Below are 17,680 nucleotides of genomic sequence, written 5' to 3' on the forward strand. Positions count from 1 at the left end.
TATCAGTCGATCACAGCCGAGGTTTTTGCTGAGCTGTGATTGAGGGCATTTTCCCGGAATGCTTGGGCTTCACTCAGTATCCAGTCGCGGAACAACGCAAGGCTTCGGCGCGCGTTGCCGGGGCGTTGTTCAATCAGGTGATAGGTGAAACCCGGCAAGCTCGGCCCCAGAACCCGGCGCATTTTCCCGGAGCGCAACTCGTCGTCGATCAGCACATTGCTGCACAACAAAGGCCCGAGACCACGCTCGAGCGCATGCAGCGCAAGGGTTTCTTCGCTGTACCAGGAAATCCGGAAGTCCCGGGATGAGTCGTGGTCCACCCGCGCCAGCCAAGCGGACCACGAGGGGGCTTCGAGCGCTTGATTCTTCCATTTGAACGCCAGCAGCGAGCTATTGGCAAAGTCGCTAATGGTCGCGGGACGGTCGGCGGGACAAATACTGTTGTCCGCGACAGCGATGTACTGATCCTCAAACAGCTTCGGCGCCAGGCTGTCCGCATCAAGCGGACCATAACGGATCGCCAGGTCGACGGGCTCGGAACGCAGGTCCATGACTTTCTCCGAGGCATGGATGGACACCACGATGTTGGGGTAGATCGCGTTGAACTTCCCCAGTCGCGGCATCAGCCATCGCTCTGCAAAAGCACGGGTGGTGGACACCTCAATGGCATCCGCTGTTTTCGGCGAACCGAGCAGGGCGAAGGCTTGGGCAATCTGGTCAAAGCCGTCGCGCAATAGCGGATAGATCGCTTTGCCGGCGGCCGTCAGGGTCACGGTTCGCCCCCTTTCCAGGAGCTTTTGCCCGAGGCCGTCTTCCAGTTGCCGGACCTGATGGCTGACCGCCGCGACTGTGACCGAAAGCTCATTGGCCGCCGCGGAAAAACTCTGGTGACGTGCTACCGCTTCAAACGCTCGCACGGAATTGAGTGGAGGTATTTTGCGCATGGCTTTCTCCGCACACGTGGTCGTGCACTGAAAACGGATTTCATGCCTGCCGGCCAACGACACCTGCCGGCAAGTACTCGGAGATTAGAAGACGCTGTAATGAACGTCCTGCGGTTGCATGCCGTTGACTGCCGTAATGTCCTGAGGACAAGCAGAAAGCACCACAATAGCGTCCATTTCGGCTCTTAGGCACACGTACTGCCCTGGCTCACTGACGGGCGCGGCGAACTCGATGCGCCCATCCTGGCGGACCGGAACATTCATGAAGAGGTTCAGCGGGCTGGGTGTGTCGCGGATCGTCAGGCCGAGCGTTTCGAGGGCGTGAAACAGGTTTTCATTGCAACTGTCGTGATGGCCGACCACCCCCAGGTGCACGTAGCGCGTCGGGTCACACGCGGCGATCAGCGTGTCGTGCACACCGGGCGAGGTGTCTTCGACCAGCGTGATAATGGGCTGCCGCTTGTTAGTGAGGAAACTGTCGCCCGCGCTGGGATTGAGCTTCAACCAGAACGCTCGGCTGTGCTCCATCGACATCGTTTCCGAGAGGTCCGCCGGATTGAACGCCCAGGTGTCGACGACCTGTTGGCCATGGGTATTGATCAACTTGAGGGTTTGCCCGCGGCTCAACCGGATCGCCACGCCCCGTCGCGCGGGCAAGCGAGTCAACGTACCGGGATGGATCGACGTTGCTGCGGTCATGCTGTTTCTCCTGCATCAGATTGATGAACGGCGCACCGGCCTGTCTGGAGTCAAGGAAAACACAGCATGACTATGCAAACCAATAATATAAACTGGACTCTGTATAAGCCAAATCTATAGGGTGACGCATGCGAATCCGTCAGCTTGAGTGCTTCAGAACGTTGATGATTCACGGCACGATGACGCGCGCGGCCGAGCTGTTGGGTATCTCCCAGCCTGCGGTCAGCAGCACCATCGCCAATCTGGAACATGAGACGGGCCTGACATTGTTTGTGCGCACAGGCGGCCGATTGCAGCCCACGCCGGAAGCCCGGCTGTTTTTCGTCGAGGCTGAGCGGGCGTTGGAGGCCGTTGAGAAGACCAACCGCATCGCCCGGGAAATCCGCACCGGTAAACGAGGCCATCTGGCCATTGCCGCTTATGCCAGCCTTTCGATCAGTCTGCTGCCACGCCTGATGGCCGAGTTCGCGAAAGAACGCCCGGGACTGCAGCTGAAAATCATCACCCGCAACTCGCAATCCGTGCGTGAGTTGATGGGCACGCAACAGTTCGACCTGGCCATCGCCGAGCTGCCCCTCGACTACCCGTCCTCGAACATGCGGGTGATTTCGTACGAATGTCAGTGCATGCTCGCGCCAGGCCATCCCCTCGCAGAACGCGAGCGAATTACCCCGGCGGACCTGGATGGGGTGCCCTTCGTTTCCCTATTCAAAGGCGACCCCATCTACCAGCAGTTGGCGATGGCTTTTTCAGCGCATGGATCAGCCTGGAACGTGGTGGCCGAGACCGAATTCTTTTCCACGGCGTGTGAATTGGTGAGCGCGGGCATGGGCGTCGGGATCGTCGATCCGGTGATCAGCCGCCCATTCACCAAAAACCTGGTGCTGGTGCCCTTCTCGCCCGCGATCAAATACGAAATCGCACTCTTGCTCCCGACACAGGAAGCACCGTCGCAACTGGCCCGGGAATTTGCCGAATTCCTCATGAAGCACCTTTGACACGAGCGCCGAGGGTGGATTCGACGCCGCGTAACCGGCCCACTGCCGCCCCGTCCGCTGGCGCTTCATCAGGCCGGTCGAACTTTCCACGTCGCTGGAACTCGGACTTCCTTCGGCGTTCCCTTTTGCGCAAAACCGCGTTCAACCGTCCCGATCCGAGCTTGAAGTGTTAAATTGTGCTCCATGCAGTGTTCACCCCGTATGGCCCCAGGCGGCCCCAGCAAGAGCGATTTACATGCAGGCAAACGAAAGACAGATGTTTGTATCACCCGTGCTTCAAGACCTGCGGGCTGGTACCGCCGAGCTGCACATCGCCCTGGAAAAACGCCTGCCTTTTTTTTCCGACACCCTCGACTCTGGCGGCTTCGAACAGCTGATGCAGGCCTACTACGGCTTTTATCAACCGTTGGAAGAAGCCATCCTGGACAGCGCCGCCCTCCCCGCCGACTTTGACCTGATGCCCCGTCTCAAGGCCGACACCCTGCGCCGCGACCTGCTCACCATGGGCGCAACCGTCGAGGCCGTGCAAAGCCTGCCGCGCTGCCAGCAACTGCCGGTGATCGACTCTTCCGCCGCGTGCCTGGGGGTGTTGTATGTGGTGGAAGGCGCGACCCTGGGCGGGCAAATCCTGCGCCGGGAAATCGCCGCGCGCATGGACCTGCATGCCGACAACGGCGCGGCGTTCCTCGACATCTACGGCGCTGCCACCGGACGGCGCTGGCGTGACTTCATCGACTACCTGGGCAGCCGCCCCATGGACGCCACCGAGCGTGCCGCCGTCGTCACGGCCGCACAAACCACATTCAGTTGTTTTGAGCGCTGGCTCGAAAGCCGAGAGGTACTGGTATGACTCCGCAAGACAAAGAAGCCTTCGAAGAACTGTTGGCCAACTGTGCCGACGAGCCGATCCGCTTCCCCGGCGCGATCCAGCCACACGGCTTGCTGCTGACCGTGAGCGAGCCGGCGCTGCAGATTATCCAGGTCAGCGCCAACGTCGAGACCTTGCTCGCCCGCGATCCGCAATCGCTGATCGGCCAGCCGCTGGACAACCTGCTCGGCGATGCGCCCACCGCCGCCGTGCGCGAGATGCTGCAGTACTCGTCCTTCTCCGACGCACCGCCGCTGCTGTTTCACCTCAACGGCACGTCGTTCGAAGGTTTGCTGCACCGCCATCAGGGCGTGTTGATTGTTGAACTGGAAATCCATGTCGACAATTTCCAGCCGCGCAACGTCGCCGGCGCCAACACCAACCTTGCGCGGATGCTGCCGCGCCTGCAAGCGGCCACGTCGTTGCAAGCGCTGTACGACATCAGCGTCAAGGAAATTCAGGCGATGACCGGTTACGACCGGGTGCTGATTTATCGCTTTGAAGAAGAAGGTCACGGCCAGGTGATCGCCGAAGCGTCCGACCCGTCGATGGAAGTGTTCAATGGCCTGTTCTTCCCGGCATCGGACATTCCCGAGCAGGCCCGCGAGCTGTACCGCACCAATTGGCTGAGGATCATCCCCAACGCCGATTACCAGCCCGTGCCGCTGGTGCCGAAGTTGCGCCCGGACACCCAAACGCCGCTGGACCTGAGCTTCGCCACCCTGCGCAGCGTGTCGCCGATTCACTGCCAGTACATGAAGAACATGGGTGTGCTGTCGTCCATGAGTATTTCCCTGCTCAAGGGCGACAAGCTCTGGGGCCTGATCAGTTGCGGCAATCGCCAGCCGTTGCACGTTCCCCACGAATTGCGCACCGCGTGCCAGACCATCGGCCAGGTCTTGTCGCTGCAGATCAGCGCGATGGAAGCGCTGGACATCAGCCGCCAGCGGGAAGAGAAAGTCGAGGCCCTGGCGCTGCTCAATCAAGCGATGATCGACTCGCCGCAAAATGTCTTCGACGGCCTCGCCACCCAGCCCGAAGTGTTGATGGCGCTGACCCGCGCCGGCGGCATTGCGATCATCGAAGACAAGCAACTGCACCGTTACGGCAACTGCCCGGAGCCCGACGAAATCCGCGCCCTGCACAAGTGGCTGGAGGATAACGGCGAGCCGGTGTTCGCCAGTCATCAGCTGTCCACCGTATATCCGCCGGCCGCGCAGTTCCAGCAAGTGGCCAGCGGCGTGCTCGCCATGAGCCTGCCCAAACCGGTGGCCAACGGCGTGATGTGGTTCCGCCCGGAAGTGAAGGAAAACATCAACTGGAGCGGCGACCCACGCAAGCCCCTCGACCTGGAAAACTCCGACGCCGGCCTGCGCCTGCGCCCGCGCACTTCGTTTGAGATCTGGAAAGTGGAAATGGCCGGGATCTCCACCAAGTGGAGCCACGGTGACGTGTTCGCCGCCAACGACTTGCGCCGCTCGGCACTGGAAAACGACCTGGCCCGCCAGGTGCGACGCGAGCAGGAAGCCGTGCGCGCCCGCGACGAACTGGTGGCGGTGGTCTCCCACGACCTGCGCAACCCCATGACCGTGATCTCGATGCTCTGCGGCATGATGCAAAAGGCCTTTAGCTCTGACGGCCCGCACACCTCGCGGCGCATCTCCACGGCGATCGACACCATGCAGCAAGCAGCCGGACGCATGAACACGCTGCTGGAAGACTTGCTCGACACTTCAAAAATCGACGCCGGCCGCTACACCATCACCCCGCAGAAACTCGACGTCAGCCAGATGTTCGAAGAAGCGCAGTCACTGCTTTCGCCGCTGGCGATGGACAAAAACATCAGCATCTCGTTCGAGGCCGACCCGGACTTGCGCATCCACGCCGACCCCGAGCGGCTGTTCCAGGTGCTGTCGAACCTGGTCGGCAACGCCATCAAATTCACCCCGCGCCTGGGCACCATCGGCGTCCATGCCAAGTGCGTGGGCAACGACATCATCTTCACCGTGCGCGACAGCGGCGAAGGCATTCCCCAGGAACAACTGCCCCACGTCTTCGACCGCTACTGGACCGTCAAAGAAGGCAACCCCACCGGCAGCGGCCTGGGCTTGTACATCACCCAAGGCATCGTCGAAGCTCACGGCGGCCGCATCTTCGCCCAAAGCGAACCGGGCAAGGGTGCGGAATTCTGCTTTACCGTGCCGGCGTTTAGTGAGGGGCGGGAGTGAAGCAGGTCGCAGACTTCAATGCGCGCTTCATGTTCTCGTCCGCACCTTCAGTCGGCGGACCAAGTGCCAGGAAGTGACAGGTTGCCGGAGGCCACATCCCACGCACTGCTGACGCAAAGCAGCGGGTTATGCAGGTCTGCATTCACCCGCAACGCAGCAGTGACGCCGTCATAGTTGAAACTTTTCGGAAAACCCACGGCCGCCAACGGAACGCGAATCCTGGCGGCGTTTTTGGAATCGCTATTTGAGTTTCGCCTGCGCGGCAGCCAGGCCATCCTTGCCATCGACCGTGGTCACGCCCGCCAGCCAAGGTGCATACGCCGTCGGATTGTTTTTCAGCCAGGCCTCGGCGGCTTCCTCGGGTTTGGTACGTTCGAGGATGGAGGCCATGACTTCGCTGACGTGATCGCTGGTGAACTTGAGGTTATGCAGCAGCTTGCCCACGTTCGGGCATTGCTCGCTGTAGCCGGCGGTGGTCATGGCCGACACTGTGGCCGCGCCTTCGTTGGGACCGAAGGCATCCTGGCTACCGGTGAGGTATTTCATGCCTTCGATCTGCAGGTTCATCGGGTGCGGTTTCCAACCGATGAACACCACCCACTCTTTGCGCGACACCGCGCGTTTGACCGCCGAGAGCATGGCGGCCTCGCTGGACTCGACCAACTGGAAACCACTGAGATTGAACTGGTTGTCCTTGATCATGGTACCGGTGATGCGGTTGGCGCCGCTGCCCGGTTCGATGCCGTAGATCTTGTTGCTCAGCTTGTCCTTGAACTTGGCGATGTCGTCGAAGGTTTTCAGCCCGCCGTCATACACATAAACGGGCACCGCGAAGGTGGATTGAGCATCGGGCAGTGCTGGCGGTTCGATGACTTCGATCTGTTTTTTCTCCAGGTACGGCCCCGCCACCGCCTGCATGGTGGGTTGCCAGTAGCCGAGGAAAACATCGAGCTTCTTATCGGCCATGCTACCGAGCACGATCTGCTGCGAGGCGGACGTTTGCTTGACCTGATACCCCAAGGTCTCCAGGAGCACTTGGGTGATCGCCGTGCTGGCCACCACGTCCGTCCAGTTCACCGCGCCCAGACGGACTGATTTACAAGCGGCCGGTTCAGCCGCCCAAAGCGTGCTGCTGGCCACCATCAACGCTGCGCACAGACTGTTCTTGATCATGTTCATCGGTTGCTCTCGGCTGGTTGATACTGCGGGAATAATGCGTTTGCGGGTAATGCTTCAGGGCACCTGATCAGTCAGGCAGATACTGTCTGGACCACGTCTCGGACACCACGCCTTGTTGCCGCAGGCCCTCGATTTGCGCCTGGGAGTAGCCCAATTCACCCAGGATTCTGACCGTGCTCTTGCCGTATTTTTCCGCGGCGGCCAGCGCCACCAGTGGCGCGCGTTTCGGCCGGATAGCGGTGGCCGCCACGTACACAATAGCGCGTCCACTCGGGTGCTCACGGTCCCTGTGGAAGGTGACGGTGTGCTCGGCGGACGGCCTGCCAATGCTGCCGTCCCGGACGTTGGCCAATGACGCCAGCGCTTGCACAGCCACGTTGAATTCGCGCAAATGCGCTCTCCAAAACTTGACTGGCTGGGTCGCGAACAGCGTTTCCAGCCAGGGCTCAAGCCGTTGTTCGTCGATCTCGGCGGCGGCGGCCAACAGTGAAGAGGACATCAGGTTCTTCACCTCCAGAGTAGGCGCCGCCAGGAAAAACCAGCTGTCAGACGCTTTGTAGCAGCGATACCAGGCGCCCTCGCCTTTTACCTCCCGGCCGCGGGCTTCGTTGAAAGGCGGGCGGCCGTCGTAGTCGTACATGAAGCGTGACTGTAGCCATTGACCCGCCGCCGCCAGGGATGTTCTGGCGATATCGCCCTTGCCGGTGGTTTCCCGCTGCAACAGGGCCATGGCGGTGGCGAAGGCACCGCAAAACCCGGCCAGGACATCAATGGTGCCGAAATGCGCGTGCTCTTCCACGGTGCTCATCGAGCCGCCAAAACGCTCCATCACACCGGTTGAGGCCTGGACCAAGTCGTCGTAACCGGGATAGTCGCTGCGCGGACCATGCTGCGGCCCGCCAAAGGCGTCCAGGTGACAAAGAATGACCCGTGGGTTGATGGCGTCGAGTTGTTGTTGCGTCAGCCCCAAGGCCTCAAGTTGTTGGCTGGTGGCGTTGATGGTGATGATGTCCACGGTGCGAATTAAATCCCGGAGAATCTCTTTCCCTTCTGGAGTTTTCACGTCCACCAGCAGGCTTTCCTTGCCGAGGTTGGCGTACAGCCCACAGGCCACCGTGTTCCAAGGGTCGAAGGTCGGTTGCGCGGCATCGAGTTTGATCACGCGGGCACCGAAGCGGGTCAGCGTGCCGGCGATGGTGGGACCGGCGATGACGTTGGTCATGTCGAGCACGGTGATGCCCGCCAGCCACGGTGTTTGTGCCACGTCGTTGGGGGGTGTTTCGCGAGGCGATTCGGTAGGTGAAGTTTTCACGGGCGCCGATGCCTGCTCCGGCGCGGAGCCGATGGCGAACCGCCCCTTCTCGCTCTCCAGCCAGGCCACCGGACACGGCTGAAGCATGTCGCCCAATTCCGGATCGTTCACCGTCATCACCAGGGCGGACGCTCGGGCATGCTCTGAATGCAGCCACTCCTGGGTGGTGCGGTGAGCGGCCGCCGGCGCCCCGGCCTCGCCGAATAACCTCTCCCATTCAAAACTGTCCTTGGTAAGGAATCTTTCGGCCATTTTGCGCGACAGATACCCCGCCCAGGGTTCCGCAATGGGATAAGCCTTGAGCGTGCAGTTCACGCCTTCCGGCCACTCCCTGACGGACAAATACGGATCAGCGACAGGCACGCCGGCAGCCTGCATCTCGTCCCACAACCCCAACACCTGCAGCGCCCGAATCGAGTGGGTGGCGTGGGCTTCGCTGACCACATAAAACGGTCGGCCATCCTGGCAGGTGTAGGAGCGATAGAACGGGTCGAGAAACGCCTGCAAATCTTCGTAGCGCAGGTTCATCGGCAGATTATTGTTGCGCCGACGCTCGATCTCCAGTTCGCGCAGTGACTTGTAACGAGTGGGCAAGTTTTCGATGCCGAGCGAGTTATAAACCAGTCCTTCCATCAACGCCGCTGCCAGCGGGACTTCGATGAAATCTCCCCGTCCGGTGTGCAAACGGGCCCTTAACGCCAGGGTGACGGACAGCGCGCCGATCACCGAGGCGTAGGCCGAGGCCAGGGTCAGCGGCGAATAAGAGGCCTCGATTCCCATCAAGACCCGGTTCAGGCCCATGTCGGTAAATTGGCCCATGGAGGCCGCGACCACACCTTCCCAGGCGGGCATATCGGCGAACTGTTGATCGACGGCGGAAAAACCGGGAAGCGACAGGTAGATCAGTTGCGGATTGAGCGCGGACAGGGTTTGTTCGCCCAGACCCAGGCGCTCCATCACGCCCGGGCGAAAGTTTTCGATCAACACATCGGCGCTGGCGATTAACGCCAAGGCTGCCGCCAGCCCATCGGAAGACTTGAGGTCCAGCGCGACCTTGCGCTTGCCTCGGTTCAAGACCGCGTCGGCGCCATCGAGGCTTGTCTCGGCGCCGGGCCGGGTGATTTTGATCACGTCGGCGCCCTGATCCGCCAACATCATCGCCGCGCCGGGACCGGCGATGTAGTGCCCGAAATCAATAACCGTAATGCCGGCCAGACTGCCGCTGCGTGTGCCTGAGTTCATGGTGGTTTCTTCTGTAAGAATGAGTGAACAGGTGGGTCAAGTGATGTCGTGAACGAACCGGTCGAGAACGTTGCGCGTGGTGCGTTCCACGAAGGGATCGTGATCGATCAGTCCGGCCACCCACTCACAACTCGCAGCGTTCAGCACGGCGCCCTTGCCGCGTTCGAAATACGCAAGCATTCCTGCCCCTCGGCGGTATTTGTCCAGGGTGCTTTCGTCGGTTTTGCGTTCGTGCAGGTGGGCCGTCATGTGCAGATCATGTTCGGCAATAAACAGCACCGAGCCGGGGTTTTTATGATCGGCTTCGTACGTGGTGGCGAGGCCCATGGCCAGAATTTGCAGAGTGTCAGGCGCGCCGTCGGAACCCGTGGCGTAGGGAAGCCCATGGCGGAAGGTGTAATCACAGCCATCGACTTCGTAGCCAAATATTTTCGACTCGGCGCCCAGCAGGTCGCCGTAATACAGATCGGTTCCGTTGAACACCCAGTGTTCTGGCCGATACACCGTGAAGCCGCCGGGCCCTCGGGGCACACAGGCGCCCCAACCGGCGTAGATGCCAGTGGTGCCGTTCAAGCCGAAGGTATGCGTACCGGGGCGGCCGAGGTTGCAATCGTCCCAGGCCGTGGTCAGCAAGTGCTGGTTTTCGGTGTTCCGCACCGGGTCCAGAGCGTCGGCGGAGGTCTTGTAGCAAACCTGCTGTGTGCCTTCGGCTTCCATGCGGATTTGCCAGGTGAAATTGCCGGCAAACCTCGCCACATGCCCGCCGTTATTCACGTAGTCATCCACGGCGTCGCGCATCGCCCATGACCAGTATTCGTCGTGGCCGACGAACACCACGCACTTGTAGTCTTTCAAGAGGCCCGCGTCAGTCTGCAGGTCGTGCTGGGTGGCGACATCCACGGTGTAGCCGTTGCGCTCGGCCCATTGCACGAAATGCCGCTCATAGGTCGCCCACCCCGCCGACGCGTACTTTTTGCTGAAGCCGTTGGCATACGCCCACTCAGCATGGAGGTAGCGCGGGGCGGCGCCGAGTTTGGGCGGGGTGCGCAGCGGGATTCTCGGCGCCCCTTCCGGCAACCAGGCAAAGCCTCGGCTGAAGGGCCGCTGGGTGCTGACGACGGGGCTCGGCTCATCGGCACCGGGGCCGCAAATGCCTTCGTAGTAATTCGACCCGCCCCAGTCGTTGTACGCCACCCAGGTCGCGGTGCAGGCCACCAGCAACAGGGCATCGGTGGCGGATGGCGCCAGCGCTTTAATCACGAACGGAAAATGATGTGCGATCCGGCAGGCATCGTCGTCATAGCCCTCGATATGCACGATGTATCCGCCGCTCTGGATATCCGCAGGGAGCTGGAATTGTTGCGCGACCGGCCAGTGACAGCCGTTGACGGAACAATCAGCCGGCGTCGGGTAATAACGGCCCTCAATGTGTTCAACGCGATGGACTTCCTGCTGTGTCGCGCCGTCACGGTAAATGCTCAGGGTGTAATGAGCCATGCTAGTGCATGTGTGGATCCGTACCACTTCGCCGGGGAAATACGAGAGCCGGTCGGTGTAGCACCACGCCGCGGGAACGCTTTTGTCGCTGGCCGGGACTTCATGGAAATTTTCCAGGGTCGCGCTCGGCCAGACGCTGTTCACCGTGCTGGCACGGTGCGCAGTGCGTGTACTTCTTGCAGTTGCCATAAGCCTCACTCACCCAATCGAACGGAATGGATCGAGTATTGAGCGCGGGCTCGGCCTGCAATCTACATTTCCGGACGACGGCTATACATTCCGGGCACAAATGTTGCTGTCTTGAGGATGTATGCCCACGAGCTATCGACGGTGACCAACATGGCGGCTGAACCTGCTCGAACCGGACCCTACGTCATCACGGTGCTGTTGATGGAACAGTTCGCGATGATTGCCCTGGCATCCACCATCGAACCGTTTCGCGAGGCGAACTGGATTCTGGGCGGCAATGTGTATGAGATTCGGGTTGTCTCTCAGGACGGCAACCCGGTGATCTCCAGCAGCGGCATGTCCTTGAATGTGGACGCTGCCATTGGCGACGTCGACGGCGGCGCGATGGTGATCGTCTGCAGCAGCTGGGATCCGCATCGCTACACGACGCCGAAGATTGTCAGGTGGTTAAAAAAGCAGGCGCGGCTCGGCGTCAGGATCGGCGGGGTGGAAACCGGCACCTATGTGCTGGCCAGTGCCGGCCTTCTGGATGGCTACAAGGCAACCATTCATTGGGAAAACCTGGAAGGCTTTGTCGAGACATTTCCCAAGGTCAACATCTCAACCAACCTCTTCGAAGTAGACCGCTCGCGGTTTTCCGCGGCCGGTGCTTCCGCCGCGTTGGACTTAATGCTGTATTTCATTGAAGAACAGCACGGCCCCGGGATCGCGACGGCGGTGGCGGACGGCTTTGTCCATCGCCGGGCGCGGGAAGGCCAGTCTCCACAGCGAGCCGATACCCGCGAGCGCTTCAACATCAAGCACCCACGGCTAGTGCGGATCCTGGAATTTCTGGCGCGCAATCTGGATCGTCACCTGGATGTCGCCGAAATGGCCAAGGCTGAAAACATCTCCGATCGAGAAGTCCGGCGCCTGTTCAGCGCTCACCTGAACAGCACGCCGCAGGCTTATCACCGAAGCCTGAGGCTGCACAAAGCCAGGGCCCTGTTGCGGCAGACCACGATCAGCGTCATCGACATTTCCATCTGCTGCGGCTTCACGTCCAGCTCCGATTTTTCACGCGCATTCAAACGGGAATTCGGCCTGCAACCGGTCAGTGACCGGCAACAGGTTTATCGCGCTGACTGGCTGCACGAACAGGACCGGACCGGCGCTGTCAGTTCGTGATGACGGCTGCGGCAGTCGGTTTAATCACAACACTATTCACGCCTGCGGCTGGGCAACGTCGCACAATGGGGAGCGTAACAATGGACACAGAAGACCTGCAGACCTTCATCGAGGTCGCGGACGCGGGAGGCATTTCCCCGGCGGCGCTGCGGCTGGGTGTCACCAAGTCGATCGTCAGCCGTCGGCTCGCCCGACTCGAAGCGGAACTGGGTGTGCAACTGATGGCGCGGAGCACCCGGGGCGCGGCGCTGACGGAAGCCGGAGCAACCCTGCGCGATTATGCCGTGCGGGCCTGCGCCGAACTCGAGACGGCCAGGCAGGCGATCTCGCCCAGCGATGAGCTGTGTGGCCGGTTACGCATCTCCGCGCCAATGACGTTCGGCCCAACCTTCTTCGCGCCGATGCTCGCGGAAATGGCGCGCCGTCATCCGCAACTGCATATCCAGACCTGCTACAGCGATCGCTTTGTCGACCTGATCGGGGAAGGCTACGACTGCGCGATACGCGTGGGTTACCTGAAGGACTCCACGCTCATCGCCCGGTGTATCGGGCCGATGCTCGGCAGTCTGGTCGCCAGCCCCGGCTACATTGCGGCGCACGGCGCGCCGCAATCGCCGGATGAACTGCTGGCGCATCAGGCGCTGATGCAGGGCACGGAATCCTGGCAATTCATGGACGGCGAAAACACCGTCACGGTGCACCCGCGGGGCAAGTTCAAGGCCGACAATGCCTCCGCCCTGGTTTCCGCCGCCGTCGCCGGGCTGGGGGTCGCCTACTTGCCCGACTGCATCACCCAAGACTACGTGGCCAGCGGCGCACTGGTGCCGATCATGACCCGCTACCCGCCTCCTCCGGCCGGTGCCTATGTGGTGCGCCCGCCAGGCCAGCACCTCGCGCGCAAGATACGGCTGCTGACGGAACTGCTGATGGAGTATTGCGATCCGGCGGTGCGCAGTTCTTGAGCAGCAGAGCGACGCAGATGGCACTGCCGGAAGATTCAGTGGGCGCGGTGGTAGATAATCGCCGTGTTCATACCGTCGCCCTCACCAAATGCCAGTTGCAAGTTGAGATGCGCGATGGCCTCAAGGTAACGGGCTGATTTCAGCGGGCCTGCGTTGATGGCGTCAAAGCCGATCTGCGCACCAAACGCCATGACGGTACGCGTCGCCTGCGGGTGGTCGCTGGCGACGAACAAGCTGATTTTGTGCCCTGCGCGGTCAAGCCGATGGGGGTGGATGACTTCAGCGAAAATGGTGTTGAACGCCTTGGCAACGTAAGCCTCTGGCAGCAGCGCCTGAATGCGCTCGGCACCGGAGTTCTCCTCGCCCGTCGGTAGCGGTGACCAGTCCTCCTTGACCGCGTTAGTGGTGTCGATGACAACCTTACCCGCCAGAGCCGCCGCCAGCGGAGGCAACACCTCCCCCGTCGCCAGATAAGGCACGGCAATGATGACGATGTCTGCGCCAGCGATAGCCTCGTCATACCCGGTGCGAGGAAACTCCAGAAAGCCCGTTTTCGCCGGATTTCTCACGCCAAAAACGCAGTCATGCCCTTTGGCTCTGGCCAGAACCGCTACGGACGAAGCCAACTGTCCGCCACCGATGAACGCAATTTTCATTCAGTTAATCCTTGATATTGAGAGTGGCACGCGGCAGGAAAGCCTGTGCCTCTAGAGTCGGCGTAAGTGATGGTTATCAGTTGAGTCCTGCGATCTATTCGGCGGGATTTCCTTTGAATTCCAGCAAGGCTTTGCCGCCCCGCTGTACGTGCTCGATGGCTTGGCACACGTCTTCCAGGGCGTAGATGGCGGCGATGGGAACATGCAGATCGCCCGTCGCGACAAGGCTGGCGGTCTGCGCAATGATGGCCGGCACTGCGGCATCGTATTCGTGCTTGTCCAGGTAGAAACCGCGATAGGTCAGGTCCTTGAAGATGATGTCGAGAACGCTGACGCTCGACACCACATCGCCGCCCAACGTGGCGTAGCTGACCATGGTTGCATTCGTGCCCAGCGTCGCGGCCAGGCGCCCCGCTGCAGCGCCGCCGACGCCATCGAGCGCGAGCTTGATGCCCTGCTCGCCGACCAAGGCCCTGATACGTTCGAGCGACTCGTCGTTGTCGACAAAGGCCGCGTCCGCCCCGGCGGCAAGCACCGCGTCGATGACTTCAGCGCGGCGAACCAGGTTGATGGTTTTCACGCCCCTCGATCTGGCGATCGCCGTCACTGTCCTGGCAACGGCCGAATTGCCGGCGTTTTGCACAACCCAGTCACCGGGCTGCAAATCGACGTACTCACTCAGAAGCAAGGAAGCCGTGACGCCATTGATGCGCAGCATGGCGAGTTGCTGGAGGTACGCGCTGTGCGTCACGGCAACTACGCTGGACGCGCGCACCAGCAAGCGTTCGCGCCAGGTAAAGCTGTAGAGCGGCAAGACCACCACATCGCCAACCGAAAGGTGCGCCACGCCTTTACCCACTGCCAGCACGCGTCCGACGCCTTCGTTGCCGACTGGGCTTGGCAATGGCGGATGCACCGGAAAGACGCCTTGAAGGACGAGAATGTCGTTCAAGTTGACAGGGGCATAGGCCATGCCTACCAGGATCTCACCCTCACCCGGCGCATCGGGTTCAGGCAGGTCAATCACTACAACGTTCTGAGTGGGATTGCCGTAGTTTCGCAGTTCAACTGATCGCATCACAGGTTTCCTGGCGCGTCGAGACTCGTGCAAACACAGCCTCTGACGAGCGTTAATCGACGGGAATTTATTATTGAAGCCATGACTTCAATAAACTATCGTAGGAGCACGAACTACCATCCGTCAACGGGAATATGAAGTGACGACATCAGAAATAGAAGCGAGCCCTAAACGCCAGCGCGGACGCCCTTCTGGCTTCGATCGCGAAACCGCCGTCCAGGCAGCGATGCTGTTGTTTTGGGAACGCGGTTACGAAGGCGCATCGTTTGAAGCGCTGGCGACGGCCATGGGCATCAACGCATCGAGCTTTCGCAACACGTTCAAGACCAAGGAAGCCCTGTACCGCGAAGCGACCGATGCCTATGTGCGAGAAACGGGGGCATGGTTTTCCAACATTTTGTCCTGCGAGACTGACGTACGCGCGGCCTTCACCCGGTTATTCGAGGAGACCGCGACGCTTTACACCCGCGAAAATTGTCCCTTGGGCTGCATGATTTCAGCAGCAGCCCTGCATGTCCCGCCCGGGCATGAAACGTTGCGGGAGATGATGTCCGAGCACCGCACGTCGGCCGAGCACGCAATGGCTGAACGCCTTGCGCAAGGCCAACGCGATGCCCAGATTGCCGACGAGCTGGACACTCAGGTGCTGGCGGCGTTTTTCAATACGCTGTTCCGTGGCATGGCGATCCAGGCGCGAGACGGCGCTTCCAGAAGCCGCTTGCTTGAAATAACCAAGGTCGCGATGGGTGCGTTTCCAGGATGATTCTTGGGGCATGCGATGCCATTGGTAACCAATGAACTTAGCTGCCCAGGGACTGCCGGGCTAAGACCCGGCAGTGGTCATGCTTATTTATCAGACAGGAAATCGATAATGGTTGAGTTGAGCGGTGCCGGGCACTCTTCGGGCAGCCAATGGCCGCAATTGGGAATGACGACACCCTTCATGTCGCTTGCGTACTTGGCGAGTTGATCGAGTTGAAACTGACCGACCGACACCGGCGAACCACCACCGATGGCCATCGTCTTCATGGTCAACTTGTCTTTAAACAGTGGAATGTTGCGTTTTTGGGTTTCCGGTAGCGCGCGGTAATACTCCATCGCCGCGTGGAACGAATGAGGCTTGGCGTAGGATTTCGCGTAGAGGCCGATGAGTTCGGGGGTGAAGACTGATTTGTTGACCGCGTGTGATTTGATGAAGTGATCGAAGAAGGCTAACTCTCGGCCTGCCACCAGCGTTTCTGCGAGGTTATTGCCGGCTGCAAAAAAGCTGAAATGCCACATGGGCGATTCACCCTGCGGAGTGAAGGATGGAAACGTGTACAGGCCTTCATCGGGCAGTGGCGCCTCCATGAACACCACGTGTTTGAAGTCTGCCTGATGCTGGGCGACCATTGGGAAGGTGTTCCAATTGCCGATGTCATGGGAAACCAGATCCATCGGCTCATTCGGGCTATGGGACTTGGCAAACTTGTAAATCAGGTTGGCAACGTCTTGCCCCAGATAGGACTTCGGCGGTTCTGACTGGCCCAGGCCGGGCAAGTCGATCGCAATGACCGTGCGGTTTTTCGCCAGTAGCGGCATGAGCTGATTCCACTCGTACCAGGTCTGGGCAAAGCCGTGGACCAGCAACACCAGTGGTCCTTGGCCACCTTTTAGATAATGGATTTTGACGCCATCCACTGTCTGATACGCGGGAGTGAAGCCCTTGGGTGCCGGAAACTCTTGATCGTCAAGGGCTGCGAATGCAGGTGCAGCTAGCAGCATGGCGAGCGCAAGTGCGGCGACTTTCATCAGTTTGTCGAACATGGCCTTTCCCTTCGTGTCGGGGGTAAAAGAACGACAAGTGCCCAGCGCAACGGCTTGAGTCTTGCCTCATCAAAGATGGGTGCCGATGTTCAGGCGTTGGCACCGCCGTCGATGGTCAAACCACTGCCATTGATTGAGCGAGCCTCGTCTCCCGCCACAAATGCCACCAGCGCCGCGACGTCCTCCGCGCGGCCGTAAGCCTTGATCGCCATGCGACTGAGCTGGCCTTCAGCCGTCGGACCGTCTACCGGGTTCATGTCAGTTTCCGTAGAACCTGGGTGCACGACATTGACCGTGATACCTCTCGGGCCGAGGTCGCGTGCCAAGCCTTTGGTCCAGCCAATCAGCGCGGCTTTACTCATTGAGTACAGGCTGAGCCCGGCGGTTGGAACTTGCTCGGCAAGGTTGCTGCCGATGGAAATGATCCTGCCGCCGCTGGGCAGATAAGCCAGCGCTGCCTGGGACGCCAGCAACACCGCTCTAATATTGACCGCCAGGGTGTCATCGATGTCTTTGAGGCTCATCGTTTCAGGTGGGCCGGCGCGCATGATGCCCGCGTTGTTGACCAGGATATCGAGACCGCCCAGTTCCGCGGCGGCGCGATCGACGGCCTGCTGGATCGAATCTGGCGAGGCGGCGTCCATCTGGATCGCCACCGCACGGCGGCCGGCCTGTTGCAATTCTTCAACAATGACCTGAGCGGCAGCCGCGGATTGCTCGTAGGCGATCGCCACATCGGCGCCCTCGGCCGCGAGCCTGCGAGCAATCGCTGCGCCGATGCCACGGCTTCCACCGGTAACCAATGCGCGTTTTCCAATGAGTGATGACATCTTGGATCCTCTATTTTTATAACAG

The 17,680-nt window shown here is 60.6% G+C and carries 15 protein-coding genes; 6 read left to right on the top strand and 9 right to left on the bottom strand.

The features are described 5' to 3' along the window. Positions 1-2 precede the first annotated feature (2 nt). Together RG836_RS26120 and RG836_RS26125 are read right to left on the bottom strand one after the other, a co-directional pair. Complete coding sequence (locus RG836_RS26120) at positions 3-1,001, bottom strand: LysR substrate-binding domain-containing protein (RefSeq protein WP_310850674.1); 999 nt, start codon at positions 999-1,001, stop codon at positions 3-5. A 27-nt stretch (positions 1,002-1,028) separates the two neighbouring features. Further along, on the bottom strand, positions 1,029-1,643 hold the full coding sequence (locus RG836_RS26125; RefSeq protein WP_310850675.1) for an urea carboxylase-associated family protein: 615 nt from the start codon (positions 1,641-1,643) through the stop codon (positions 1,029-1,031). A 128-nt stretch (positions 1,644-1,771) separates the two neighbouring features. Between RG836_RS26125 and RG836_RS26130 the strand changes: the two genes are divergently transcribed. From RG836_RS26130 to RG836_RS26140, 3 genes are all read left to right on the top strand, one after another. Further along, a complete protein-coding gene (locus RG836_RS26130; protein WP_310850676.1) occupies positions 1,772-2,641 on the top strand; it encodes a LysR family transcriptional regulator in 870 nt (289 codons plus the stop codon). A 235-nt stretch (positions 2,642-2,876) separates the two neighbouring features. After that, positions 2,877-3,491, top strand: coding sequence for a biliverdin-producing heme oxygenase (locus RG836_RS26135; protein WP_310850678.1), 615 nt, complete (start codon positions 2,877-2,879; stop codon positions 3,489-3,491). Beyond that, positions 3,488-5,737, top strand: coding sequence for an ATP-binding protein (locus RG836_RS26140; protein ID WP_310850679.1), 2,250 nt, complete (start codon positions 3,488-3,490; stop codon positions 5,735-5,737). The genes RG836_RS26135 and RG836_RS26140 overlap by 4 nt, the downstream gene beginning before the upstream one ends. A gap of 240 nt (positions 5,738-5,977) precedes the next feature. On the opposite strand, the gene choX is transcribed toward RG836_RS26140, so the two are convergent. The 3 genes from choX to RG836_RS26155 all read right to left on the bottom strand — a co-directional run bounded on the left by choX (position 5,978) and on the right by RG836_RS26155 (position 11,156). Next, the gene (gene choX / locus RG836_RS26145; protein ID WP_310850682.1) at positions 5,978-6,916 is read right to left on the bottom strand and encodes a choline ABC transporter substrate-binding protein; all 939 of its coding nucleotides are present in this window, start codon (positions 6,914-6,916) and stop codon (positions 5,978-5,980) included. A 67-nt stretch (positions 6,917-6,983) separates the two neighbouring features. Continuing rightward, positions 6,984-9,470, bottom strand: a complete 2,487-nt coding sequence (locus tag RG836_RS26150; protein ID WP_310850683.1) for a CoA transferase — start codon at positions 9,468-9,470, stop codon at positions 6,984-6,986. Between the two features lie 36 nt (positions 9,471-9,506). Continuing rightward, on the bottom strand, positions 9,507-11,156 hold the full coding sequence (locus RG836_RS26155; RefSeq protein ID WP_310850684.1) for a N,N-dimethylformamidase beta subunit family domain-containing protein: 1,650 nt from the start codon (positions 11,154-11,156) through the stop codon (positions 9,507-9,509). 150 nt (positions 11,157-11,306) lie between these two features. Between RG836_RS26155 and RG836_RS26160 the strand changes: the two genes are divergently transcribed. Both RG836_RS26160 and RG836_RS26165 read left to right on the top strand, forming a co-directional pair. Continuing rightward, entirely contained in the window at positions 11,307-12,323 is a 1,017-nt protein-coding gene (locus RG836_RS26160) for a GlxA family transcriptional regulator (protein WP_310850685.1), read from the top strand. An 80-nt stretch (positions 12,324-12,403) separates the two neighbouring features. Further along, entirely contained in the window at positions 12,404-13,285 is an 882-nt protein-coding gene (locus tag RG836_RS26165; protein ID WP_310850687.1) for a LysR family transcriptional regulator, read from the top strand. A 35-nt stretch (positions 13,286-13,320) separates the two neighbouring features. Here the strand turns inward: RG836_RS26165 and RG836_RS26170 are convergent, their stop codons facing one another. Together RG836_RS26170 and RG836_RS26175 are read right to left on the bottom strand one after the other, a co-directional pair. Beyond that, entirely contained in the window at positions 13,321-13,941 is a 621-nt protein-coding gene (locus tag RG836_RS26170) for an NADPH-dependent F420 reductase (protein WP_310850688.1), read from the bottom strand. A gap of 94 nt (positions 13,942-14,035) precedes the next feature. Next, positions 14,036-15,019 carry a zinc-dependent alcohol dehydrogenase family protein gene (locus RG836_RS26175; RefSeq protein WP_310850689.1) on the bottom strand — a complete coding sequence of 328 codons (984 nt, stop codon included), beginning with the start codon at positions 15,017-15,019 and terminating at the stop codon, positions 14,036-14,038. 139 nt (positions 15,020-15,158) lie between these two features. On the opposite strand from RG836_RS26175, the gene RG836_RS26180 reads away from it, so the two are divergent. Continuing rightward, positions 15,159-15,782: a TetR/AcrR family transcriptional regulator gene (locus tag RG836_RS26180; RefSeq protein ID WP_310850690.1), complete on the top strand. Its 624-nt coding sequence runs from the start codon at positions 15,159-15,161 to the stop codon at positions 15,780-15,782. A gap of 83 nt (positions 15,783-15,865) precedes the next feature. Here RG836_RS26180 and RG836_RS26185 read toward each other — a convergent pair whose 3' ends face one another. Together RG836_RS26185 and RG836_RS26190 are read right to left on the bottom strand one after the other, a co-directional pair. Then, complete coding sequence (locus RG836_RS26185; protein WP_310850691.1) at positions 15,866-16,825, bottom strand: alpha/beta fold hydrolase; 960 nt, start codon at positions 16,823-16,825, stop codon at positions 15,866-15,868. Positions 16,826-16,914: 89 nt separating this feature from the next. Further along, positions 16,915-17,655: an SDR family NAD(P)-dependent oxidoreductase gene (locus tag RG836_RS26190; RefSeq protein ID WP_310850692.1), complete on the bottom strand. Its 741-nt coding sequence runs from the start codon at positions 17,653-17,655 to the stop codon at positions 16,915-16,917. Between the last annotated feature and the right edge of the window lie 25 nt (positions 17,656-17,680).

Source organism: Pseudomonas rhizozeae (assembly GCF_031583775.1).
Classification (GTDB): domain Bacteria; phylum Pseudomonadota; class Gammaproteobacteria; order Pseudomonadales; family Pseudomonadaceae; genus Aquipseudomonas.